Source organism: Corynebacterium sp. ACRPE (genome assembly GCF_022347435.1).
Taxonomy (GTDB): domain Bacteria; phylum Actinomycetota; class Actinomycetes; order Mycobacteriales; family Mycobacteriaceae; genus Corynebacterium; species Corynebacterium tuberculostearicum_D.
In genome coordinates, this window is record NZ_JAKRNA010000010.1 from 17,124 (window position 1) to 41,482 (window position 24,359).

Annotated in this window: 20 protein-coding genes and 1 pseudogene; 6 read left to right on the plus strand and 15 right to left on the minus strand. The window is 60.6% G+C overall.

Annotation, left to right across the window (positions count from 1 at the left end):
- The first annotated feature begins 6 nt into the window (after nt 1-6).
- Nucleotides 7-920 (plus strand): annotated as a pseudogene (locus tag MHY13_RS06425) (AEC family transporter).
- Nucleotides 921-924: 4 nt separating this feature from the next.
- Here the strand turns inward: MHY13_RS06425 and MHY13_RS06430 are convergent.
- Nucleotides 925-2,658, minus strand: a complete 1,734-nt coding sequence (locus tag MHY13_RS06430) for an alpha/beta-hydrolase family protein (protein ID WP_204609743.1) — start codon at nt 2,656-2,658, stop codon at nt 925-927.
- Nucleotides 2,625-4,433: an ABC-F family ATP-binding cassette domain-containing protein gene (locus tag MHY13_RS06435; protein ID WP_239194423.1), complete on the minus strand. Its 1,809-nt coding sequence runs from the start codon at nt 4,431-4,433 to the stop codon at nt 2,625-2,627. Before MHY13_RS06435 ends, MHY13_RS06430 begins: the two co-directional genes overlap by 34 nt.
- Before the next feature lie 92 nt (nt 4,434-4,525).
- Between MHY13_RS06435 and MHY13_RS06440 the strand changes: the two genes are divergently transcribed.
- On the plus strand, nt 4,526-5,869 hold the full coding sequence (locus tag MHY13_RS06440; RefSeq protein ID WP_204609747.1) for a hypothetical protein: 1,344 nt from the start codon (nt 4,526-4,528) through the stop codon (nt 5,867-5,869).
- On the opposite strand, the gene MHY13_RS06445 is transcribed toward MHY13_RS06440, so the two are convergent.
- The 4 genes from MHY13_RS06445 to MHY13_RS06460 all read right to left on the minus strand — a co-directional run bounded on the left by MHY13_RS06445 (nt 5,870) and on the right by MHY13_RS06460 (nt 10,104).
- Complete coding sequence (locus tag MHY13_RS06445; protein WP_204609749.1) at nt 5,870-6,850, minus strand: 4-(cytidine 5'-diphospho)-2-C-methyl-D-erythritol kinase; 981 nt, start codon at nt 6,848-6,850, stop codon at nt 5,870-5,872. It abuts the gene before it with no gap.
- Nucleotides 6,851-7,711 carry a 16S rRNA (adenine(1518)-N(6)/adenine(1519)-N(6))-dimethyltransferase RsmA gene (gene rsmA, locus MHY13_RS06450; protein WP_204609751.1) on the minus strand — a complete coding sequence of 287 codons (861 nt, stop codon included), beginning with the start codon at nt 7,709-7,711 and terminating at the stop codon, nt 6,851-6,853. It lies immediately after the preceding gene.
- 72 nt (nt 7,712-7,783) lie between these two features.
- Nucleotides 7,784-8,965, minus strand: a complete 1,182-nt coding sequence (locus tag MHY13_RS06455; protein ID WP_239282429.1) for a resuscitation-promoting factor — start codon at nt 8,963-8,965, stop codon at nt 7,784-7,786.
- Between the two features lie 284 nt (nt 8,966-9,249).
- Complete coding sequence (locus MHY13_RS06460; protein ID WP_204609755.1) at nt 9,250-10,104, minus strand: TatD family hydrolase; 855 nt, start codon at nt 10,102-10,104, stop codon at nt 9,250-9,252.
- Between MHY13_RS06460 and MHY13_RS06465 the strand changes: the two genes are divergently transcribed.
- Nucleotides 10,103-10,597: a GNAT family N-acetyltransferase gene (locus MHY13_RS06465; RefSeq protein ID WP_204609757.1), complete on the plus strand. Its 495-nt coding sequence runs from the start codon at nt 10,103-10,105 to the stop codon at nt 10,595-10,597. The two genes, MHY13_RS06460 and MHY13_RS06465, sit on opposite strands and share 2 nt — an antisense overlap.
- A gap of 10 nt (nt 10,598-10,607) precedes the next feature.
- Nucleotides 10,608-11,108 carry a GNAT family N-acetyltransferase gene (locus MHY13_RS06470; protein WP_239194411.1) on the plus strand — a complete coding sequence of 167 codons (501 nt, stop codon included), beginning with the start codon at nt 10,608-10,610 and terminating at the stop codon, nt 11,106-11,108.
- Between the two features lie 125 nt (nt 11,109-11,233).
- Here the strand turns inward: MHY13_RS06470 and metG are convergent, their stop codons facing one another.
- The 3 genes from metG to rsmI all read right to left on the minus strand — a co-directional run bounded on the left by metG (nt 11,234) and on the right by rsmI (nt 16,177).
- Nucleotides 11,234-13,066: a methionine--tRNA ligase gene (gene metG / locus MHY13_RS06475; RefSeq protein ID WP_204609761.1), complete on the minus strand. Its 1,833-nt coding sequence runs from the start codon at nt 13,064-13,066 to the stop codon at nt 11,234-11,236.
- Between the two features lie 152 nt (nt 13,067-13,218).
- The gene (locus MHY13_RS06480; RefSeq protein ID WP_200435995.1) at nt 13,219-15,075 is read right to left on the minus strand and encodes a BCCT family transporter; all 1,857 of its coding nucleotides are present in this window, start codon (nt 15,073-15,075) and stop codon (nt 13,219-13,221) included.
- Nucleotides 15,076-15,322: 247 nt separating this feature from the next.
- Nucleotides 15,323-16,177, minus strand: a complete 855-nt coding sequence (rsmI, locus tag MHY13_RS06485; RefSeq protein WP_239282431.1) for a 16S rRNA (cytidine(1402)-2'-O)-methyltransferase — start codon at nt 16,175-16,177, stop codon at nt 15,323-15,325.
- A gap of 24 nt (nt 16,178-16,201) precedes the next feature.
- Here rsmI and MHY13_RS06490 point away from each other — a divergent pair, with 24 nt between their 5' ends.
- Nucleotides 16,202-17,821 (plus strand): dolichyl-phosphate-mannose--protein mannosyltransferase, encoded by a 1,620-nt coding sequence (locus MHY13_RS06490; RefSeq protein ID WP_239282433.1) that lies wholly within the window; start codon nt 16,202-16,204, stop codon nt 17,819-17,821.
- A 17-nt stretch (nt 17,822-17,838) separates the two neighbouring features.
- Here the strand turns inward: MHY13_RS06490 and MHY13_RS06495 are convergent, their stop codons facing one another.
- Nucleotides 17,839-18,540 (minus strand): zf-HC2 domain-containing protein, encoded by a 702-nt coding sequence (locus MHY13_RS06495; protein ID WP_204609773.1) that lies wholly within the window; start codon nt 18,538-18,540, stop codon nt 17,839-17,841.
- Nucleotides 18,527-18,940 (minus strand): DoxX family protein, encoded by a 414-nt coding sequence (locus MHY13_RS06500; protein ID WP_049379053.1) that lies wholly within the window; start codon nt 18,938-18,940, stop codon nt 18,527-18,529. The genes MHY13_RS06495 and MHY13_RS06500 overlap by 14 nt, the downstream gene beginning before the upstream one ends.
- A gap of 158 nt (nt 18,941-19,098) precedes the next feature.
- Between MHY13_RS06500 and MHY13_RS06505 the strand changes: the two genes are divergently transcribed.
- Nucleotides 19,099-19,815 carry a DNA-3-methyladenine glycosylase I gene (locus MHY13_RS06505; RefSeq protein WP_204609775.1) on the plus strand — a complete coding sequence of 239 codons (717 nt, stop codon included), beginning with the start codon at nt 19,099-19,101 and terminating at the stop codon, nt 19,813-19,815.
- A gap of 14 nt (nt 19,816-19,829) precedes the next feature.
- On the opposite strand, the gene glpR is transcribed toward MHY13_RS06505, so the two are convergent.
- The 4 genes from glpR to MHY13_RS06525 all read right to left on the minus strand — a co-directional run bounded on the left by glpR (nt 19,830) and on the right by MHY13_RS06525 (nt 24,352).
- Nucleotides 19,830-21,206, minus strand: coding sequence for a gephyrin-like molybdotransferase receptor GlpR (gene glpR, locus MHY13_RS06510; protein ID WP_204609778.1), 1,377 nt, complete (start codon nt 21,204-21,206; stop codon nt 19,830-19,832).
- Nucleotides 21,207-21,349: 143 nt separating this feature from the next.
- Nucleotides 21,350-22,060: a GNAT family N-acetyltransferase gene (locus tag MHY13_RS06515; RefSeq protein WP_239282435.1), complete on the minus strand. Its 711-nt coding sequence runs from the start codon at nt 22,058-22,060 to the stop codon at nt 21,350-21,352.
- Complete coding sequence (gene glp / locus MHY13_RS06520; protein WP_005329134.1) at nt 22,060-23,370, minus strand: gephyrin-like molybdotransferase Glp; 1,311 nt, start codon at nt 23,368-23,370, stop codon at nt 22,060-22,062. Before glp ends, MHY13_RS06515 begins: the two co-directional genes overlap by 1 nt.
- Before the next feature lie 55 nt (nt 23,371-23,425).
- Nucleotides 23,426-24,352, minus strand: coding sequence for a UTP--glucose-1-phosphate uridylyltransferase (locus tag MHY13_RS06525; protein ID WP_204609782.1), 927 nt, complete (start codon nt 24,350-24,352; stop codon nt 23,426-23,428).
- Nucleotides 24,353-24,359: the final 7 nt, after the last annotated feature.

A 24,359-nucleotide genomic window follows, 5' to 3' on the forward strand; every position in this document is an offset into this window, starting at 1 on the left:
TGACTGTTGCTGGACGTATTGACCGGGTTTGCGATTATTTTCGTAGTCATCGGCGTCGGGTTTGTACTAGCCCACAGGGGTGTTATTGGCAAGGGCGAGGCGCGCTTGCAATTCAATCGCACGGCCTTCTGGGCGGCCACGCCGGCACTTATCTTCTCCAGCGTGGCTACATCCGATACCTCCGCGTTTGCGTCCCCAGTGGTGGCCGTGATCGCCGCTGCGTCCGTCGCCACCATGCTGTTGTATTGGCTGTGCAGCCGGCTACTCTTTCCACGCAGCGGCGCCGAAACCATGGCGGGTGCCGCGGCGGCGAGCTATTACAACTCGGTCAATATTGGCCTGCCCATTGCCACCTATGTCATTGGTGATGCCACCTACGTCATCCCGGCATTGGTTCTCCAGATGGCGGTGCTCTCCCCGTTTATCATTGCGGGGCTTAATGCGCAGGGGACGAGCCTGCGATCGATTTGGAGTTCCGTGGTCTCGGGGGTTACCGCGCCGGTGGTGTTGGCTGCGGTGGCCGGATTTATTGTCTCCGCGGCGCAGTGGCAAGTACCGGATGTGGTGATGAAGCCGCTGGAGATTTTGGGTGGCGCCTCTATTCCTATGATCCTGATGAGCTTTGGTGCCTCGTTAAAGGGCGACGGGCTATTGGAAGAAGACCGTCTGGCCACCATTACCGCGACGGTGTTGAAGTTGGTGGGCATGCCCGCTTTTGCGCTGGCCGTGGGCGCAGCGCGGGGCCCGACGGCGCGGAGCTATACGCGGCGTTGATTTTGGCGGCGTTGCCCACGGCGCAGAATGTGTATAACTATACCGCCACCTATGAGGTAGGAGAAACCGTGGCCCGAGATACGGTCTTTCTCACTACCTTCCTGTCGCTGCCTGCGATGCTGGTCATCGCTGCCTTATTTGGCTAAACACCTAGTAGATGCCGACGTCGAGCGCGGCAAATTCGCGCTGCAGCTCATCGGGGTCAATGGCTCCCGCCACGTCCGGACCAGCGATGGCGGCAAAGCCGTCGAGCACAGATGCCCCGTAGTTATGACCGCGACCATCGGGTACGTCCTTTGCGCCGGGCAGATCGGCGGCTACTTGGAGGGACGAGATGATGGGCATCCACTGCATCACGCGCTCGGCAGAGTACGGGGTCCGCTCGCGCATCCAATCCGGCTCCTTAAAAGCCATCTGTGGCGACCACCAGGCCACCGGGTCCGAGGGGTGTTGGATATAAAGCATGCGGGTGCGCCCCCACTCCTCTTCTGGCACCGTGCCCCATTGGCGCACCTGCGCGTCATCGTTGGCAAAGCGCACGACGAGGCCGCCGGCGTATTCAGGGGAAATTTCAGAAGAGCCAGGGTCGCGGCGCTCCACAAACTGAGTGCGCAAGCGATTAAAGTGCGGCGGCCCAGTCAATAGGATGCCGTCGACGGAATTGGCGATATCGCGCACCCCGGAAAAGGCCGCTTCAATGCCCGTGGTGCCTAAGGATTCGCCGTACAGGTAGAGCTTCGGGCGCTTGTCCTCCGGCAGGCCGTTCCACCAGTCCACGATGGGGTTGATGAACTCCTGCCCGGCGCGTTCTACCTGACCACCGCCGGACAGGAAATGCAGGGCCGAGGGCATGGCGGAGTATTGGGCGGCCGCGATGGCGGTGTCGCCGCCGTAGAGCAGCTCGAAGGCCTGGGCGGAATAGGACGACACCCATCCCGTTCCGGTAGTCATAATGAGAAGCAGGGCCTTGCGGTCTTGGGCGTGGGTGCGCTCGAGTTCGTCGATAAGCAGCTGCGCTCGCTCCTCATTGGAGGCGCGATTGCCCAGGCCGGCATAGGCGCGAATGGGTTCTTTAGCGGGCTTTCCGGTAACCTCTTCCAATTCCGCGCGGTGCGCACCGGAGGAGAGGAAACGCGAGCCTTGCAGTCCCACCCCATTCCAGTCCACGCGGGAGTCTGGGGAGCCACTGCGCTCAGCAGACGTGGGACGCTGCGTTGCGGGATCGGGTTCGGCGTTTTGGGCGGTAAAGATCCTCTCGCCCACGCCCACAATGGCGCCGGGGATGAGGTTTTCCACGGTATACGTGCCCACCAAGGCCACGATGAGTACCGCACCCACAACGCGGTAGGCGGCGCGGAAGCGCTGGGGGAAGTGGCTGGAAAGCCAGCGCACGCAAAAGCGCAGCACGCGCAGGATGAAAAGGAAGGCGGTAAATACCGCAAGTGCCAACGGAACCACCAGCACATAGCTGGCAATGGTGGGCGCCGGTGCGGACAGGGCATCTGCGAGTTGGCGTTGCCACCGCACGGCAAAGACCGCAAAACCTATCATCCACACCACAAAAGCGGCGGTGGCGATGCGGGAGACGAGGCGGTAGCGCCGAGCTGGCCACGTGGTGGCATCGAGCCAGGCATGCCGGGGCGCCACATAGCGCACCACCAGCCGGTACCACACGAGCTTGAGGGCGATGCCCAGCGTATAGCCAAGCCCAGCGGCGATGCCGGAGACGAGCCCTTGGTAGAGCCAATCGCGCGGCAGAATGGATGGGGTAAGCCCCAGGGTAAAAAGCGCTGCGGCGCCGATAATGCCCCACAGGTCAAGGTGGCTGACAATATCGGCGATGCGGGCTTCTACCCTTCGAGCTTCTCCCCCAACTCCAGCCATTCCATCTCCAATTCCTCGTAGGCGCTGCGGTTTTCCTTTAGCTCTCCATCCAATTCGGTCAAGGCCTGGGTATCAACCTTTTCCGCAGCGGTGGCCATCTTCTCATTGATCTGCGCGGCCGCCTTTTCCAGCTTCTGCATCTTGCGCTCAAGGGCGTTCATCTTTTTGGTAATTTCGCGCTCTTGCTGAGACGAGAGCTTCTTTTCTGGCTTCGGTGCAGCGTTGTCTGCCTTCTTTTCTCCCAGGTTGAGCACACCGGAACTCTGCTGGGCCTCAAGTGCGGCGCGCTTGCGCAGGTACTCGTCGATGCCGCCGGGAAGGTTGGTGAGCTTGCCATCGCCAAAGAGCGCGTAGGTATTATCCGCGATGCGCTCAATGAGGTAGCGATCGTGCGAAATGACCACCAGGGTGCCTGGCCAGGAGTCTAGGAGGGACTCCAGCTCCTGCAGGGTATCGATATCGAGATCGTTGGTGGGCTCGTCCAGCAGCAACACATTGGGCTCGGCCATCAGTACGCGGGTGAGCTGCAAGCGGCGGCGCTCGCCGCCGGAAAGGTCGCCTACCGGGGTGCGCTGACGCTTGGCGGAAAATCCTAGGCGTTCGGCCAGCTGGGAAGCGGAAAGCTCCTTCTTGCCGAGCTGAACGTAAGTGGCGACGTCCTCGACGGAGTCGATAAGCCGGCGCTGCGGATCTAGGTCATCGAGCTCCTGGCGCAACCAGCCAAGGCGCACGGTTTGGCCTTCGATGCGCTTGCCGGCCGCCAGCTCGTACTCGCCGGCCAGGGTGCGCAGCAAAGTGGTCTTTCCGGAGCCATTAACACCCACCAAACCGATACGCTCGCCGGGGGCTAGGCGCCAAGTGAGGTGATCTACCAAGGTGCGACCGTCCGGGGACTGCACGGTGGCATCCTCTAGCTCGATGACCACCCGGCCTTGGCGCTGCTTGGAAAAAGCCATGAGCTCGACCTTATTGCGCGGCTCCGGGACGTCAGAGATCAGCGCCTCGGCGGCCTCGATGCGGTAGCGCGGCTTGGAGGTACGCGCCGGTGCGCCGCGGCGCAGCCAAGCCAGTTCCTTGCGGGCGAGGTTCTTGCGGCGCTGTTCCATGGCATCGGCCTGGCGGGCACGCTCGGCGCGGGCAAAGGTCCAATCGTTGTAGCCACCCTCGTAGGTATCGACCACGCCATCGTGTACCTCCCAGGTCCACGTGGCCACGGTATCGAGGAACCAGCGATCGTGAGTAACCACGACCACGGCCAGGTTGCGCTTGAGCAGGTGGTCTGCGAGCCACTGCACGCCTTCCACGTCGAGGTGGTTGGTTGGCTCATCGAGCACCACGAGGTCCAAATCTTGCACCAGCGCGGCGGCCAGGTTCACGCGGCGGCGCTCGCCACCGGAGAGCGAACCCACCGGAGTATCGAGCCCAAGATCTACGATGCCCAGTCCGCCCAAAACATCGCGCACCTTGGCATTGGAGGCCCACTCATAGGTCTCCAATTCCAGCGGCTCGATGATCACTTGCGCGATGGTCAGCTCATCGGGCAGGTCAAAGCGCTGCGTAACCACAGCCATGCGCAAATCAGAGGTATGGGATACACGGCCGGCGTCGGGTGGCTCGATGCCGGTGAGCACCTCCAGCAGGGTGGTTTTGCCACCGCCATTAACGCCGACGATGCCGATGCGATCGCCGCTTTGCACACCTAGGGATACCCCGTCTAGGAGGGTTTTTAATCCATAAGTTTTGCTGACTTGCTCGAGGTTAATCAGGTTTGCCATAACGAGTGTCCATCTTAATACCTCCCTGCACATACCCCCGCATTTCTCCAAACTATTGCTATTGATTTTCACGTCCAATAGTGTGCCTATGTATGAAGCATTACACACTTTCCCTCTGCGCGGTGCTCTCTGCCGCGGCAGTAGCCATTGCCTCCTGTTCCGCCCCCACCGAAGAGGAAAAGGATTCCCTGCACTCCCACGACCACGCGCACAGCGAGGAGGACCACGCTCACGAGCACGCCCATGAGCATGAGCATGAGCACGGCCATGACCACGCCGGGCACTCGCACGAAGGTTTCGAAGCCGAGGAGGGCGAGACCGAGGTAGCCCAGCTGCCCACCCGCATTGTCATTTCCCACGCGGACGGACTGCGTACTTATGACGCCAAGACCGGCAAGGTAATCGGCGAGGACAAAATGAATGCCTTCCTGCGCTTGAGCGATGCCGGCGATGACCGCCACGTCGTGGTCACCAAAGGCGATAGCTTCCTTACCTACGACACCGGGCGCATCACCAAGGGCCACGGCGATCACAACCACTACTACACCGCTGAGCCTTCGCTTGGCGACGCCCCTATCAAGGCCCCGCACGCCGGCCATGTGGTCCACCACGACGGCTTTACCGCACTGTTTTCTGATGGCGATGGCGTAGCGAAAATTTACAAGACCGAAGACATGGGCAAAGACGATGCCCAGCCGGTCAATACCGTAGAGACGGGGGCTGCACACCACGGCGTGGCCGTACCGCTGAAGGATGGCTCGGTAGTTATCACCAAGGGAACCGAGGACGAGCGCCACACCATCCAGCACCTGGACAAGGAGGGCAAGGTCCTTACTGAAACCACCGAGTGCCCTGGCGTACACGGCGAGGCCGCCGCTGGTAACGGCAATATCTTCTTCGGCTGCGAGGACGGCCCTGTAGTCTTCGACGGCACCAAGTTCCACAAGGTAGATGCCTCCGCCTATGCCGGTGCAGGCGGCTACCAGCGCTCGGGCAATGCTGCCGGTTCGGAGGAATCCGATGTCATCTTGGCCGATAATAAGATCGACAAGGTTGCAGAGCTCGAACGCCCCACCTCCGTAACCCTGGTGAATACCAAGGACTTTTCCGCGAAGAAGGTTGACCTCGATGCTTCCTATTGGTTCCGTTCCCTGGCCCGCGGCCCGCTAGGCGAGGCACTGGTGCTCACTACCGACGGCAAACTCAACATCATCGACCCAGATTCCGGCGAAATCACCTCGCAGATCGATGCCATCTCCAAGTGGAAGGAAAATAAGGAATGGCAGCAGCCGGGGCCAATCCTGCAAGCTGCCGATGGCTACGCCTTTATTACCGACGCCCAAAAGAAGCAGCTCGTGGTCATCGACCTCCTCCAAGAAAAGGAAGTCAACCGCTTCGACCTCGACATCGAGCCCACCGAGATGACGGTGCTCTAGCTACAGCACCACGGCGCCGCTAGCGGGTCCATGGGTAGCCACACCCTTGGTTCCGGGAATCTCCACCGTCACTTGGGAGACCACTTCCCTAGCCTCCTCTGCCCCAGCGCAGAGGAAGGCGCAGGTCGGACCGCTGCCGGAGACGATGCCCGCGAGGGCTCCGGCGGCCACACCCGCCTCCAGCGTCTTGCGCAGGTCCGGGCGCAGGGAAAGCGCCGCCGGCTGCAGGTCATTATGCAAGTGCTCTGCCACCCGGTGCGGGTCGCCCGAGATAAGCGCCTGCGATACTGCCGCAGTATCCATGTGCGGCGCGCCGCCGCGACCCTTTTCTCGCATCTCATCCAGCTTGTGAAAGACCTGCGGGGTAGATAGCCCGCGGTCCGAGGCGATAAGCGCCCAATGGTAGGTACCGCGCGCCATCATCGGGGTAAGCTGCTCGCCGCGCCCCGTACCGAGCGCGGTGCCGCCCAACAGGGTAAAGGGAACATCCGAGCCTAGCGCCGCGCCTAGCGCGTCCAGAATCGGCTCGCCCACCGAGTCGATGTTGTAGTAGCCGCCATAGCAGCGCTCGGCTAAGCGCAACGCGGCGGCCGCATCAGCAGAGCCGCCCGCCATGCCACCGGCGGTAGGGATGGCTTTGTGGATTTCCAGCGCTACCTCCGGCAGCGCCTTCGGCCCATGGGTGGTGTATAGGTACTGCATGATGCGGTTAACCGCGGTCCACGCCAAGTTTGTATAGTCCTCTGGCACGCCCTGTGCATGAGGGCCCGTGACCTTTAAGCCTTGAATGCGCGGCTTATCCACCTCGGGATTACCCAAGTCCGTGAGCGTCACGGTGTCATGCAATTCCAAAGACTGAAAGACGCTGGCAAGCTCATGGAACCCATCCTCGCGCGGTTCCTCCACACCGAGGTGAATATTGACCTTGGAGTGAGCGCGCGCGGTATAGACGAACGGTTCGTTATCTAGCGGTGCACTCATTTAGATTCCCGCCAATCGTACGAAGTCTTCTACGGCGAGCTTCTCGCCGCGCTGCTTCGGATCGATATCCGCTGCGCGCAAAGCTTCCTCGGCGGCGGCACCCGAGCCAAAGTGTCCAGATAATGCCGCGCGCAGGGTCTTGCGGCGTTGGGCAAAGGCGGCGTCGATAACCGGCCACACCTTAGCCCGCGACTCATCGGTGACCGGCCAGGGGGCGTCTGCAAAGACGTCTATGCGCACCAGCCCGGATTCAATATTGGGCGCGGGCCAAAAGACGTTCTTGCCAATCGTGCCAGCCTTGGAGACCTTGCCATAGAAGCCCGCCTTGACCGAGGGCACCCCATAAACCTTGCTGCCGGGCTGGGCAGCGAGACGGTCCGCCACCTCCAGCTGAACCATCACCAGCACGCGGCGAATGGAGGAAAAAGTCTCCAACAAATGCAGTAGAACCGGCACTGCGACGTTATACGGCAGGTTGGCCACGAGGGCAGTCGGCTCCGTGACGTCAGAATCTGTCACGCGCAACGCGTCCTTTTCCACTACGCGCAGGCGCGGCGCATACTCAGGGGCACGCTCGGCCACGGTATCGGGCAGCTGCGCCGCCAGGCGGGAATCGATCTCTACCGCGGTCACATCCCCCACGGCCTCAACCAAGCCAAGGGTCAGCGATCCCAATCCGGGGCCTACCTCGAGGACGCGGTCTGTGGGGTCCAGCTCCGCCGCGGCGACGATGCGCCGGATGGTATTCGGGTCATGTAGAAAGTTCTGCCCTAGCTTCTTGGTGGGCACGATGTCGAGCTTCTCCGCGAGGGCGCGGATCTCTACGGGACCCAAAAGCGCGGCGCCGGTGGAATCAGTCATGCTTTCTAACTTAGTAGAAGAGACAAAAAGGCCGCACACCACAGTGGGTGTGCGGCCAAGAAGCGCTGCGGTTTAGCGCAGGCCCAGCTTGGAAGTACATGCCGGCCAAGCGCCCCAGCCCTGCGCTGCCTGCACCTTTTCTGCCACGGCAATCTGCTGCTCGCGGGAAGCCTGCCATGCCTCCGGCGCGTACTCGGTGCCGCCGAATGCTGCCCAGGTGGATGGAGTGAACTGCAGGCCACCGGAGAAGCCGTTGCCGGTATTAATAGCCCAGTTACCGGTGGCCTCACACTGTGCAATGGAATCCCACACGGAACCATCGGCCACCGCCGGAGCAGCAGCACCGGAGTTGCCGCCCTCCTCCGGCTTTTTCTCCTCGGCCTTCTTGGTGCCGCGGGCAATGGTGGCAGCCTTAGGCTCGACGGTCACCTTTTCCTTGATGACGTCATTGGATTCCTTAGCGCCGTCCTTCATTACCAGCTTGTGGGTAATAACGCGCTTGCCCTTAACGCCTTCCTCGCGGACCTCTTCGGTGCCCTCTTCCAGCTCCGGGTCATCGACAAAGTTGGGCTCGGCGTCAAACTCTTCTTCCGAGTCATAGACGGTGGTAGAAACCTGGTCCACCTTGATGGACATGCCTTCGGTAACCTTGGTCTCCTTGGACGGGAAGACGCGGTCATCGTCATCAACGTCGATATTGCGGGCCTTGAGAACATCCTCGACGGTCTTAGCGGCAATCTTGGTGTAAGTGACCTTGCCGCCATCATTAATCTTGACGATCTTCGGGGACACAACCTCAAGGTCCATGCCCTCTTCCAGCTGGGCGTCCTCGTCCACGTCGGCATCGCCAGACTTCACAGAAGCACCCTTGACCACGCCGTTGAGGCTACCCAGCAGGTCAGAAACGGTGAGGTCGGTGGTGGACAGCTGCTGCTGCACACCGTCGATGGTCACGGCCACCGGCTTGGCGGTGCGCACGGAAATCTCATCGCCATCACCCACGGATTCGGACGGGGCCGGGGAGACGATGTCTTCCTCACTCACCTGCACGCCGGCTGCCTCCAGCGCGCCGTCGACATCCTTGGCAAAGGTAGCCAACTCCACCTTGTCGCCGTTGATGTCCACGGTGACGTCCTTTTGTGCCGCAACGGCTACCACGCCGCCGACGGCCAGGGTGCCCAATACGCCACCCGTTGCCAGACGCAGTGGCAGCGAGCGGGAGTTATTGAGGCGCTTGATCTGATGAGGTGACATGCTGAATGAATCTCCGGTAGTGCAGGTTTCAACAATTACAAGAGTTTAGGTCAGCAAAGAAATCCACGCAGGCAATTCCCTTGCTCAGATCCGCTGCTGCCGCACCGAGAGCGGCGCTGCAAGACCCTAGACCTAAACGAACGATTAATAACGATACGATAACAGCACCACAAAGTCGAGGACTAATCCACCACACGCCTCACTGGACACACAATCGCCACACCAAACACCCCCGCCACCCCTGACCAGCGGGTTTTATTTTTGTGAAAACCGTCACCTAGGCGTTAGCGCAGGCCGTAAACGCGATCAAAAGTGTCGTTTACCTCCGCCGCTAACGCCTGCACCGTCTGATGGCGCACGCGAGCGATGCATTCATATGTGTGCCCGATAAGAGCCGGTTCATTGCGCTGGCCCCGGTAGGGCTCTGGCGTCATATATGGCGCATCGGTTTCCACCAGAAGCTGACCAGCCGGTGCCTTCGCCGCCGCCTGCCGCAGCTCGGCGTTGCGCTTGAAGGTGACGTTGCCAGCAAAGGACAATACGTAGCCGCGCTCCAAGGCTTCCTCGGCCACCTTCAGCGGCGAGGAAAAGCAGTGCAGCATGACAGTGTCGGGTGAGGGGGCGTCGGCAAGAATGCGCATTAAGTCCGCATCCGCCTCGCGGTTGTGAATCATCAGCGTCTTGCCATGGCGTACCGCAAGGTCAATATGCCAGCGCAGGGATTCCTCCTGCTGAGCCATAGTCGCGGTGGTCTCCGGCTCGTGCTGCACCCAGTAGGCATCGAGGCCAGTCTCTCCCACCGCTACGCAGCGCGGATCCACCACCATCTCCTCCAGCGCCACCTTGGTTGGCGCATCCAACTCATTGGCGCACACCGGGTGGATGGCACAGGCGGCATAGACATCCGGAAAGGAATGTGCAGTAGCCAGCGCCGCGGCCGATTCACGGCGGTCATCGCCCACCGTCACCATACGGCTAATACCGGCGGTGCGCGCGCGATTGACCAGCACCTCATCGGTGTCCTTGTGGGAAAACAGATGCGTGTGAGCATCGATGAGGCCGCTTAGGCCCGGTGCCGGAACGGGAGTGGGACGTCGCTTCTTTTTAGCCATACGGGCAATTGTAATATTGGCTGCCATGTTGATCAGACCCGCTGGCCTTGCGGATGTGCCCGCCATGACCGAGACCCTCAACTGGGCCATCGAGCACACCGACGTCATCTTCCGCACTACCCCGGCTAGCATCGCAGAGCGCGAGGACTACCTGTGCCACATCTGGGAAGAGGGCTGCCCGTGCCTCATCGCGGAGTCCGATTCTGGTGCCTACCTGGGGTGGGCGCTCTACCATCCTTACCGCGATCCGCAGGTGTGGACGGGCTGTTATGAGACCACCATCTATCTCTCCCCCGCCGCTCAGGGCCAGGGCGTAGGCACCACGTTGCTTGGCGCCTTGGTGGATGCGGCCCGCGCCGATGATAAGGTCCATTCCCTGCTCGCGCTCATCGTTTCCACCAATGTTGCATCGCTAAAGTTGCATGAAAAGTTCGGGTTTGAAAACGTGGGTACTCTTAAAGAGGTTTGCTACAAGTTCGATCACTGGTTGAGCCTCACCCACCTACAACTTCTGGTGTAAAGGAATTTCTATGCATATCCGTCCTGCCGAGCTTGCCGACGCCCCCGCGCTCACCGCCATCTACAACGCCGGCTCCGCAGCGAAACCCGCCGCTAACCTGGTCACGTGGCAAGAAGATGTCTCTGACCGCGAAGAGTGGCTCAAGGAAATGTTTAAGGCCGGCTCCCCGGTCTTTGTAGCCGTGGACGATGATGAGGTCATTGGCTGGGCGGCCTACTTCCAGTTCGTAACCCCCGCCATCTATTACGGCACCGTGGAAGACTCCGTCTACATTGCCCCCTCCGCTCAGGGCAAGGGCGTGGGCTCCGAGCTTCTCGACGCCCTCATGGACGTCGCCGCCGACGACACCTACGTACAGACGATTATTACCTATATCGTCGATACCAACGAGGGTTCCATCGCCCTACACAAGAAGTTCGGCTTTACCGAGACCGGCCGCATGCCGAATATCCATACCAAGGATGGCGTCCGCCTCGGCTTGGTACACCTCCAGCGCGATTTCGAGCGCTAAACCACCCTTCCGGGCAAGGATTCGGTATTTCGAACTCCTTCCTTCCACACCGGAATATAGAAACGGCCGCGTTACGCCCTCTTCTTTGTTGGAAAAGAGCAATAACGCGGCCGTTTTAGGTGCTATTACTTAGTAACAGGCGCCCACTCCGGGCCAGTCTCGCCCAGCTCCGGGTCGAGCTTAGAGATGAGCGGCTTCGGCTTGGCCAAGGCGGTGCCCGGCTCTACCTGGATGCGCTCCCACTTTGCCTGCTGCTGGGTGTAGTCACCCATGATGACCGGATACTCGTGGCCCTCTGGCGGCAAGCCAGCACCGACGAGCTCTACCGGGATATCGTCCTTGACATCATGGACCTCTGGCTGGACCGCCCACACGCCCTCGCGGCCCAAGGTTTCATGAACCTTCTGTGCGGTAAACGGCAGGTACGGCGTGAGCATGACATTGCAGTCAGAGACCACCTGAAGAGCAGTCCACAGCACGGTGGCTAGACGCTCGCGCTGGGTCTCATCCTTGGCCAACTTCCATGGCTCTTGGTCTGCGATATAAGCGTTGGCTTCGCCGACGACGTGCATGATGGCGGTAATCGCCTGCTTGAACTTGGACTGTTCCAGCAAAGAACCGGCGGTCTCGAAGGTCTCTTCCGCCAGCTGCAGGATTTCCTTATCCTTTTCTTCCAGCGCTGCTGGTGCCGGAACCTCACCGAAGTTCTTAAACGCCATAGAAACGGTGCGGTTGACCAAGTTGCCCCAGCCATTGGCGAGTTCATTATTGATGCGGCGGACAAATTCATCCCAGGTGAAGTCCGTGTCGTTGTTTTCCGGACCGGCCACGGCGATGAAGTAGCGCAGGGCATCTGGGCCAAACTCCGCCAAGAAATCCTTGACATAGATGACAACGCCCTTGGAGGAGGAGAACTTAGAACCAGACATGGTCAAGTACTCAGAGGAGACAATTTCCGTAGGCAAATTCAGCTCGCCGTACTGGTGAAGCTCACCGCCCTTGTTGCCCTTGCCGGCATAGCCCAAAAGCTCGGCCGGCCAGATCTGGGAGTGGAAGGTGATGTTGTCCTTGCCTTGGAAGTAATAGTGGCGGGCCTCCGGGTTCTGCCAGAAGTCCTTCCAGGCTTCAGGCTGACCAGTGCGGTATGCCCACTCGATAGAGGAAGACAGGTAACCGATGACCGCATCGAACCACACGTAGAGTTTCTTGGCGTTATTGTCCTGCCAGCCCTCAACGGGGATGGGAATGCCCCAGTCAATATCGCGCGTCATGGTGCGCGGGCGCATATCCTCTAGCAAGTTCAGGGAGAACTTCAGGACGTTTGGGCGCCAGTCCTCACGGGTGGAAAGCCACTTTTGCAGCTCCTCCTTGATGGCGGGCAGATCCAGCAGGAAGTGCTCAGTTTCAATGAACTTCGGGGTCTCGCCGTTGATCTTGGAGACCGGGTTAATCAGGTCCACCGGGTCGAGCTGGTTGCCACACTCATCACACTGGTCACCGCGGGCCCCATCCGCACCGCAGATGGGGCAGGTGCCCTCAATATAGCGGTCCGGCAGGGTGCGTCCGGTAGACGGCGAAATAGCGCCCTGGGTGGTCTCTTTGAGCATGTAGCCATTGGCATACAGACCCTTGAAGAGTTCCTGTACCACGGAGTAGTGGTTACGGGTGGTGGTACGAGTAAAGAGATCGTAGGACAGGCCGAGGTTGGCTAGGTCAGTGACGATCTGGCGGTTGTAGCGGTCTGCGAGCTCGCGAACGGATACGCCTTCTTTGTCCGCTTGAACCAATAGCGGAGTGCCGTGCTCGTCCGTACCGGAGACCATGAGTACGTTGCGGCCACGCATTCGCTGGAAACGTGCAAAGACGTCAGAAGGAACACCAAAGCCGGCCACATGGCCGATGTGGCGCGGGCCGTTGGCATAGGGCCAGGCAACATTTACTACTACAGACTCAGTCATGGGTTCTACTGTATCGAAGCCGGCTCTTGTCCACACGATCAGGGCAGACATTTACTTCGCAGGTGAACCGCTTTTTCAGAACAAAGCGCCCACCGCTTCCCCATTGCTGAGGAAACGATGGGCGCTATGAAAGCAACCGCAAAGGGTGCGAATTACTTGCGCTTCATTGGGTGCTTGAGGCGCTCGTTGCGGCGCTTCTTAAGTACCTGCGTGCGCTGGTACTCACGGTGCAAGCGGCGCTCGCGGGCCATCTTGCGCTGGAACTGCTGTGCCTCGCGGTACTCGAGGTAAATAACATCCTCGCTCAGTGCCTTGTAGATGGCGAACATCAGGCCAACGACAATGAACAGGAACGGTAGTGCAGCAACGATGGTGACGTTCTGCAGGTTAGACAGTGCGTCCTCATTAGCCAGAAGCAGGGTCAGGCCTACCAAGGCAGTCAGTGCGCCCCATGCCGCGGATAGCCACGGCTTAGCGGTAGAAGCACCATTTTGGGACATGGAGCCCATCACCGTGGACGCGGAGTCAGCAGAGGTGACGAAGAAGGTAGCCAGAAGGATTGCCGCAACAATACCGGCAATGAAGCCGCCGGGCATGGACTGCAGGAGATTAAACAGCTCTTCCTCAGCAGACTCGCCGGTAATGGATTCGCCGTTTTGCTCCATGTGGATAGCGGTGCCGCCGAAGATAGCGAACCACAGGGTGGATACGCCGGCTGGAATAAGCAGGACGCCGAGGCAGAACTCGCGGACGGAACGACCGCGGGAGATGCGTGCCAGGAACATGCCCACGAATGGGGACCAGGAAACCCACCATGCCCAGTAGAAGATGGTGTAGCCGGACAGCCACTCACCGGCGGCGCCGTTTTCGGACTCGGCCGTGCGGCCAATCATCTCGGTGAAGTAGTTGAGGTAGTTACCGATGGAGCCAGGAATCTGGTTGAGGATGGTAACGGTCGGGCCCAAGATGAACACGAAGATGGCCAGCACTGCGGCGAGGACCATGTTTGCGTTGGAAATGTACTGAATGCCCTTGCCCACGCCGGACATCGCAGACAGGAGGAATGCGAGGGTAAGGACCAGAACGATGCCAATAACCACGGAATTGGTGGGGTTATCGATGATTCCGGATGCCTTCAAGCCGGCCTGAATCTGCAGGGCACCCAGGCCCAGGGAGCAGGCGGTACCGAAGACGGTGGCGAAGATGGACAGGACATCGATGAACTTGCCCACCGCACCGTTGGCGTTACGCTCGCCGATAAGCGGCACGAAGGCCTGGCTTAATAGCTGCTTGCGGCCAATGCGGAAGGTGGAGTACGCGATGGCCAAGCCAACGATGGCGTAGACCGCCCAGGGATGCAGCGTCCAGTGGAACATGGCATAGGCCATGGACGAACCCACGTTGCCAGTGCCCTGGCCTGGGGTGCCGTCACGGTAGTTAGCCAGCGGCTCGGAAGCGCCGTAGAACATCAGGCCAATGCCCATACCGGCGGCGAACATCATGGCAATCCACGATGGCGTGGAAAATTCCGGCTCCTCATTAATGTGGCCCAACTTGATGGAGCCGAACTTGGAGGCGGCAATAAAGACAACGAACACCACGAAGACGGTGCCGAAGAGGATATAGGCCCAACCGAAGTTGTCCACGACCCAGGTCAGGGCCGAAGAGGAGAAGTTGGCAAAGTTATCCGGGGCGGCCAGGCCCCACACAACGATCGCGGCAATCAGCACGCCGGCAATGCCGACGATGGACCAATCGATTGGCATATTGTCACGATCGGCCGCGATTTCCACCTCAGGATCGTCATAGCGCTCCGGGTGGAAACCATCGGAGTGAATCATATCCTGAAGCTGGCCGGTGGCAGATTGTGCGTCCAGCTGTTCGTCTACAGTCTGATAATTCTCAATAGGCTGCCCGCTCGAAGAAGCAGAAGCCGGCTGCGCCTGTGCGCCGACCGGTTCCTTTCCTTCTTCTGGCACGCCTGTGCCCATATTTTCCGAGTTTGTCATGAGCTATACAGTGGTGCGGAACTACTCAATTATCAAACGAAGCACAGAGAAACCTCGCTGCTCAACGCCGTTTCCCAGGGATTTTCCACGATAATTTGAAAGGTTTTTACGCTTCATTTCCCCATGTAAATACCGCTTTAAGCCGCCCACACGCCCGAACACTATAACAATTCAATTACAAAGACCCCGTTAGTGAAACCGTCTAGGAACGATGCGGGGTGTGACGTAATCGAAACCATCGGTGAGGCTAGGCCTTGCGTGCATCCAAGGCGGCGTCGTAAAGCTCGCGGTTGGAAACCTCAGTACCTTTGGCTACCTGCTTGCACGCGTCCTTCAGCCGCATCCCCGCCTCCGCTAGCTCGAGCGCCTTGGGCACCAAGTCTGCGGCGGTAGCGGCAGCGGCTGTACCGCCCTCGATCACCACGGTGATCTCTCCCCGAGCACCGTCTACTGCCCACTCGGCAAGCTCACCCAAATTGCCGCGGCGGATTTCCTCATAGGTCTTGGTCAGCTCCCGGCACACCGCGGCCGGGCGGTCGGCGCCGAGAATTTCCGCTGCCTCGGCCAGGGTTTCGGCCACGCGGTGAGGAGATTCGAAGAAGACGATGGCTCGCTTTTCGTTGCGCAGTGACTCCAGCCACGCCTTGCGGGGACCGGGCTTGCGAGGAGGAAAGGCGTCGAAAAGGAAGTGCCCCACGCCCAGGCCCGAAAGCGCCAGGGCCGTCGGCACTGCGGAGGGGCCGGGAAAACAGGTCACGGGAATATCGCGCTCGGCTGCAGCGGACACAAGGGACAGGCCCGGATCCGAGATAATAGGCATGCCGGCATCGGTGACGACGAGGACGGTGCCAGCCGCGGCGGCGTCGATAAGCTGCTGGGCTCGGTCCTTTTCATTGTGATCAAAATTGGACACCACCCGCCCGGAAATCTCGATCCCTAAGGCCTGGGCCAGATTGCGCACGCGCCGCGTATCTTCGGCCGCAATGACGTCCGCATGCTGCAAGGCATGCATTAAACGCGCGGAGGCATCTCCTACGTTTCCCAGCGGAGTGGCGGCGAGGATTACCCCGCGCGGTAGTGGATCCAGACTTAAAACAGACATGCCTCTAGCATTCCATACTCTCTAATGCGCGGTTGCGCTACGTTGTCGCCTAGACTCAACCAAGTGACTATTGCTACCGCTGCCCCATCGCGCACCACGCACGACACCGTGGCTCCGCCAGCACCCCGCGCCTATCAGTGGGGCAAGGCTGACTGGATAAGCACTAGCGTCGTCGGCGTCCTTGCACTCATTACCCGCTTTGTCGGCCTTACCGCGCCCGTTTCCAAGGGCACGCCCGTCTTTGATGAAAAGCACTACGTTCCCCAAGCCTGGGACATGGTGCGAAGCTGGGATAACCTTTTTATCGGCGGTATTGAAACCAACCCCGGCTATGGGCTGGTGGTTCACCCACCGCTGGGCAAGCAGATTGTGGCACTTGCCGAATGGATCTTTGGTTATTCCCCTCTGGGCTGGCGTTTTATGACGGCGCTTTTCGGTGCAGCCACCGTGCTCTTGACGATGTCCCTGGCCCGCCGGGTCTCTTCATCCTGGCAGGTAGCAACCCTAGCTGGCCTCATCGCCGTATTTGATGGCGTACTTTTGGTCTCCTCCAAGTTCGGCATGCTGGATATCTTCCAAGTCTTTTTCGTGGTAGCTGCCGCCTGGGCGCTCGCCCGCGATCATAATCAGATGCGCGAGCGCCTCCACAACGCGTTTGTGAAGGACCGGATGGGCTCTTCCGCCTTCGGACCGCGCTTTGGATTCCGCTGGTGGCGCCTCCTTGCAGGTGTCTGCCTGGGACTTTCCCTGGGCGTCAAGTGGTCCGGCCTGTACTTCATCATGTTCTTTGGCCTGATGTCCGTCTTTAGCGACCTTGCCTTGCGCAAGCGCTATGGGGTACGCCGCTATATCCTCGGCACCCTGGTGCGCGATACCCCTGCTGCCCTGGCCTCCCTTGTGCTCGTGCCGGTACTGCTCTACGCCTGGACCTGGCGGGCTTGGTTTGCCTCCGAAACCGCCGTGTACCGCCATGCCAAGGTGGATGGCACCATCGAGGATGGATCGTGGCTAATGAACTTGCCCGATTCTTTGGCCGGCTGGTTTTACTACCACTCCTCTGTCTTGGAATTCCATGCCAGCCTGACCTCTTCCGGCGGCCATCATCACCCGTGGGATTCCAAGCCCTGGGCCTGGCTCGTTGCCGCCCGCCCGATCCTGTACTACTCCTCCACCGACCTGCAGTGCGGCGATGGCAGTAGCGAATGCCGCAAGATGCTCTACCTCTTTGGCACCCCGGCCATCTGGTGGCTAGTCATCCCGGCCGTGCTGTGGGGCCTGTGGTCGCTCATTATTCGCCGCAACCGCGCCTTCCTTATCCCCCTGGTCGGCTTTGCGGCAGGCTTCTTACCCTGGCTCGCGGCCTTTGACCGCCAAATGTACTTCTTCTACGCCACGGCCTTCATTCCTTTTGTCATCGTGCTTATTGCGTTAGCTTTAGGCCAGCTCATCGGGCATGGCAGGCCTGTGCGGTGGGGATGGCTGAAGAGCTTGGCCGGCGGCCCCGTACGTTGGGGCACCATCGCCGCCGTGTTCTACCTAGCCATGGTAGTGGCGATGTTCTTCTACTTCTCCCCCATTTTGTACGGCTACAAGATTCCAGATTCCTGGTACCACTCCATGATGTGGCTGCCGAGCTGGACCTAACCGCGACTGAACGAAGCTTATTGTGGCTGCGCGTTGAGGGACTTCCACCACGCGCGCACCAGGTAGCCCTTTTCCGCCGCCCAGGCCCACGCCAGGCTAAGAGTTGCCAGTGCGGTGGCGATAAGGAAATACACCTGCTCAATGGTTACGGTACCCAGCGCTATATCGCGCATGCCAAAGCCGAAGAGGAAGGCAAACATCGTGGCCGATACCGGAAGCAATCCGGTGACTGCCGCGGGGCGCCAGGCGCTGAAGAATAGGCCACAGGCCATGCCAAAGCGCACTGCCGCGCCCTCCATCAGCAGGTTGGCTCGCTCCGGATCCGCAGTGGGATCCAAAATCTTTCCTTCCTCGCCCAACGGTACGAGCCCGGAGGCGTGCACGATGAGCACCACTGCCCAGATTGCAAAGATTGCACCCATAAGAACCATGGCGGCACGCGCGACCGTGAGGTTGGCTTGGCGCGCGCTCGCGGTACGCCGCCATTCCGGCTCCACGCCGGCCAAGATGACATCAGAAAGATCCGTAGGCGGCGCCATTCCGGAATCCGCAGGCTCCACAAAGCTCAGTGAACGCGATAGCGCGGCCGCCTTGTCGCGAAAAGCGCGGCATTCGGCGCAGCTTTCCAGATGAGTATCAATGACGTCCTGGGACAGATCGGAGTGCTCTCCATCCATGTGCGCGGAGATAGCCGCTTGGACCTGACTATGCGTCAACATTGCTGAGCACCCCGTCCATGCTGGCTCTGCCGGAGCCAAAAATTACGATCATCAGCAGGGACAACAGCAATACCAGTGGGTATTCGATTCCCCCATCGGCAGCAAAAAGCCCGTGGCCCAGATGCACGAAATACAGGGCACACCCCATAAGCAAAGCCAGCGCCCCAGCGACAAAAGTGGTGAGCAGACCAACGACGAGGAATGCACCGCCGGCCATCTCTCCTATGGCGGCGATATAGCCGGAAAGCTGTGGCTGCGGCACCCCCAGGGCGGAAAATTGCCCCACGGTTTCATCCATGCCGGTCATAAACATCTTGTCCACGCCGTGTGCGATAAAGATTAATCCGAGGACCGCTCGAAAAATAAGCAGTGCGGCATCGCGTACGGCAGGTCTATTCATGCTGAACAGATTACCCTGAACCCCTCACCCGATGCGAAGGCAATGGACTACACCCATACTCCTGGGAAATTCGCCCTTTGGCGGGGGAAGGAAAAGAACACAGCGGCGCGGGCTGTTTCAATGGGAACCACGCACAAAAGATAAAAGGAGAACACACCATGAGCGAACCAACCACGCAGTCCGAAGAGCGCACCACCTTGGTCTATGACGATGATGGCCTAGGCCGCCCGCCTTGGGCGATGTCCTCGCCGATGCTGAAGGAGTATTACGACACCGAATGGGGCCTGCCCATTTTCGATGAAGCTGGACTCTACGAGCGCTTGAGCCTCGAGTCTTTCCAGTCCGGCCTGTCCTGGGCAGTGGTGCTCAAGAAGCGCGAGGCCTTCCGTGCGGCCTTTTGCAACTTCGATCCGGACAAGGTCGCCCAATTCGATGAGACGGACGTGGAGCGTTTGCTTGGCGACGCCTCTATTATCCGCAACGAAACCAAAATCCGCGCCGCGATTAATAACGCCAAGGCGACCATCGCTCTGCGCGAAGAAGGTGGGCTGGCGGAGTTCATTTGGGCCTACCAGCCTCCGGAGAACCTCTACCCCACCGTGATGGAAGATATTCCGAAAAAGAGCTACGAGTCCAAGCTCATGTCCCGCGAACTCAAGAAGAAGGGCTTTCGCTTCGTTGGACCGGTTACCTGTTTCGCCCTCATGGAGGCCATCGGCATGATTGACACCCACCTTATCGGCTCCCATCGCCGCGGTACCTCCGGGGTGTGGTTGGAGAGCGGCGTGCCGAATTATGGCCTAGCGCAGGAGTACAACGCGCTCGCGAACTCGCAGACAGCGGGCACCGACGAGCTCCACGGCGCTGCTAGCTAGTCCGCCACGCGCGCTTATCCAGCGCGGCGGGCCGCTAGGTCATCGCGACGGCCATAACCATCGGGCCCGGCGTGCGGGCCGTCAAAGTCGCCGTCCTCACCATCGCTAAAGCTCAGCGGAAGGTGCACGAAGTCCGGGCTCTCATCGTCGATTTCCACAACCACGGCGCCTGGGCGGCGCAGATTGCGCGGAATCTTTAGCTCTTCGTCCTCGGCGTTGCGCACGCCCAAACGGGCGCGGCGCAGGTGGCGCACACGGCGGCGCATCAGTGCCTGTTCCTGGCGTACCTGAGAGCGAAGGGCGATCAAGTAAGCCACGGTGAGCACGCCGGCGACGGCAGCCAACCACCACGTCCAACCACCGACCACGATTCCGAGGGCTACCGTGAGCACCACGGTCACGGCAAGCCCCAGCAGGGTGCGCTGACGTCGCTGGTATCGCGTTGCAGACTTTTCCTTTTCCGCAACCGGGTCCCAGCCACCGCGGCCCAAACGACGCTGGGCGAATTCAACCTCGTCCTCGGACAGGTCGGTATCCATGCCGGTTTCGTCTGCTTCGGCGGTCGCCGCGAGCTCCTCGGATCCCTCGGCCTCGTCTACCTCGTCCGCGCTGGCAGGATCTACGGAGTCATCCTCATTGACCTCGGCCTTGTCAACGGCTCCCGGATACATGAGGTCTACCGGCGAGGTAAAGGTTTCGTCGTAGGCATAGGCATCGTTCGCCACGCTAGAGACAGCTGGGGCGCTAAATACCTCAGCCTCGGACGCAGCAACATCGGAGGCTTTGTCCTCAGTGGACTCGTCCGCGGCGTCGTCCTCGTCCTCCAGCAGCACGTCGTCGACGTCGTCCGCCTCTGCGGTGTTGGCTTCCTTGTCCGCATCAGCCTGCTGGGAGGCAGGAACCGCAGCTGCCTGTGGCTCGACTGCAGACTCGTTTTCATCTGCAATCACTTCTTCCACCAATTCGCCGTCGATGGTTTCTGCCTGTTGCGTGGATTCTTCGCCAGTGGTGGAGGTGGACGCGGCAGTAAACGCACGGCTACCGCTACCGAAGGGCTGGGACTTGGCACGGCGTGCGGCACCGGCAATAGTTACGGAGCGCGACGAGGGCTTGGTGGCCTCGGTATCGGTTTCACTGTCGGTAGCGTCTGCAGCCTCGACGACTTCGTAGTCCGCCTCGTCCTCATCGTCACGGCGGTGGACGTCGTCGGCGCGCAGGCGCGGACGACGTCGGCCGGCGACCTTGCCGGAATCTCCTTCAAAGAGGACACGGGTATCTTCAAAGGCCTCACCGGTATGGCTCATTGGGCGATTATTCCTACCCAATAGCCACGGTGCGAGTACGAAGAGCCACACCACGATGATCGCGATAATCGGCACAGCTGTCGACACGAAAAGGACCTTCCCCTTGAATACAGATGATTACTCCACCTTAAACGGTGAAACCGCACCGTAGCACCCCAAAATCACACAAATTACAATGTTGTGACTTATGTGAAAATTGAGGTCGGGTTTCCAGCGATTGGGACGCTATTTCACGCCAACCGTCCAGCTTGGCGGAGGCGCTCCACCGCCGTAGAGGCAAAGTCTTCTTTCACCAACGCCACGTAGTGGTGGTCCTGCCACGCGCCGTCGATATGCAGATTGCGCCGCAAATACCCCTCATGTCGGAATCCGTTGGCGGCCAAGACGCGCCCCGAGGCCGGGTTGTGCTCCAGATAGGTGGCGGTCACGCGGTGCAAACCCACCCGCCCAAAGGCATGGTCCACGCCCAAGGCGGTCGCGGCCGTAGCCACCCCGGCGCCGTGAACCGCAGAATAGACCCAGTAGCCAATCCAGCAATCGCGAATGCTGCCATGCTGAATGTTTCCCAGGGTTACCTGCCCTGCGAATTTCCCCTCCACCTCAATGACAAGCGGGACCACCAGCGCCTCGCGGGCGGCCGTGCGCAGGTACATCAGGTGATTCCACCACGCCTGCTGGCTATGCGCTGCCGCCCACGGTGCGGCTTGGGTCGGCTCAACCGGGCGGAGGAAGCCTTCATCGTCGATGCGCTGACGCCGCCACTCGTGGCCGTCGGAACGCAGCAGGGGGCGCAAACGCATCAGCGCCCCCGAGGGAAAGACAGAAGAGGAGGGAAGCTGGACAATAGGAGTAGATTCCGGCCACCCCGGGTGCATGTCATCGGTGGGGCCGGTAGCAGGATGGCGGAACCTATCCGCCGCGTTGCCGAAAGGATCGAGCATTAGCTGCGCTGGGTCAAAAACAACACATCAACCACATCGCCTGGGCGGATTTCCGTGACCTCTTCCGGCACGCGAATCATGGCGTTGGCCTCGGAGAGGCCGGCCAAGAGGTGTGCCGGGGCACCCGCGGCACCGCCGAGGCCTTCCACCAAGTAATCCGCGGTTTCGGCATCGCGCATCAGGCGAGCACGGATGAAGCCGCGCCGGCCGGGGCGGGAATCGATGTGGTTCAACGCGCGCGCACGCACCACGCGGCGGTGCGCATTGCGCTTGCCCAGCGCCAAGCGGATGAGCGGGCGGATATATACCTCAAAGACCACTAGCGCGGACACCGGATTGGACGGCAGTAAGAAGGTAGGAATGCGCTCCTCTCCCACCAGTCCAAAGCCTTGGACGGAGCCGGGATGCATGGCCACGCGGGAGGTATCGACATCACCAAGATCGTCGAGGATCTCGCGGATGGCCTCGGCTCCAGCGCCGCCTACTGCGCCGGAGATGACCAGCACCTCGCTGCGGGCAATGTGCTTTTCCAATGCTTCGCGGATGCGGCGCGGCTCGCCCTCCGCAATGCCCACGCGGTGCACCTCCGCCCCGGCTTCACGGGCCGCGGCAGCCAAGGAATAAGAGTTCACGTCAAAAACCTGGCCCAGTGCCGGTTCTTGATCCAAGTCAACCAACTCGCGGCCAAAGGAGATGATGGTAATACGCGGCCGCGGATACACCAGCACCTTTGAGCGGCCTACCGCGGCTAGAAGGCCAATCTGAGCGGGGCCCAAAACGGTGCCGGAAGATACGGCGACATCGCCAGGCTGGATGTCGTCGCCTACCCGGCGCACAAAGTCACCAGAGCGCACCGGGCGGTGGGCGGTAACGCGCTTGCGGCCGCGGTCGGTCCACTCGAGGGGCAGGACGGCGTCGGCAAGCGTGGGCAAAGGCGCACCCGTATATACGCGCACCGCTTGCTTAGGTTGCAGGCGCAGCGGCTGCTTGGAGCCGGCCGGAACCTCCCCCACCACGGGCAAGGAACGCTCTACCTCCGGCTGCGGGGAATCCGCATCCTCTTCGCCCTCTGCGGACTGTTCTTCCTGGTCCTTGTGGCGACGCACCCGCAGGCCCCGCTCGCCACCGATATCCACGGCGCGCACCGCGTAGCCGTCGATAGCCGCCTGCGGGAAACCCGGCAGGGGTTGATTAGCCTGTACCTGCTCGGCGCACATCAAACCCAGCGCGTTGGAAATACCGATGCGCACCGGCTCCGGCGTCGTCGCCGCATCCGTTACCAGCGCCAACTGGTCATCAACTGAACGCATAAGGTCTATGCCCGCCCTTTCTTCGCTTCCACGTCCTTGGCCACTGGGAAAATCCCTAGGCTAGGCCGTGCTCGTCCTCATACTCGGCCATGATTTTCTTAATCGCTTTATACAGCGTGGGACCATACTTTTCATCGCGCAGGCCAAAGTCCACGTTGGCGGGGATATAGCCGCCGGGATTGCCCAAATCATGGCGCTTTCCTTGGTGAACTACCACGTGGACGGGCTCGCCTTCCTCAATGAGGAGCTCGATGGCGTCAGTAAGCTGCAGCTCGCCGCCCTTGCCCGGCTTAATGCGGCGCAGGGCATCAAAGATCTTGCGATCCAAAAGGTAGCGGCCGGTGGCCACGAGGTTAGAAGGGGCTTCCTCTACTGCCGGCTTTTCCACCATGCCCACGACCTTCTTCACGCCAGGGGCATCGGTATCTTCCACGTCGAAGACGCCGTAGTTGTAGGTCTGCTCGCGCGGGACCTCGAAGGCGCACAGCACGCTGCCGCCCAATGCCGCGCGCACGCGCGCCATATCCGCCATGACGGTGGCGGGCAAGACAATGTCATCAGGGAGCATGACGGCGAAGGAGTCCTCGTCTTCCCCAAGCACCTCTTCAGCAAGGCCCACCGCATGGCCCAAGCCCAGCGGCTTTTCCTGCTCCACCGCGACGGGGTGAATGATCTGGTTGGCGCGCTTGACCTTGGCCACCTGCTCGTCCTTGCCGCGGGATTCAAGGGTCTCTACCAGCTCGGGGAAAGCCTCGAAATGGCGCATGACTTCTTGTTTATCGGGCGCGGTAATCACCGCAAGGCGGCGCGCGCCGACAGAGGCCGCCTCCTCTGCGATGAGTTCGATGCCGGGAGTATCAACAACGGGCAGCAGTTCCTTTGGAACCGTCTTGGTGGCGGGCAAAAATCGGGTGCCCATACCTGCCGCTGGAACTACAACCGTGGTGATTCCGCGGGCGGAATCTTCGCGTTCTATAGCCATGCACAAT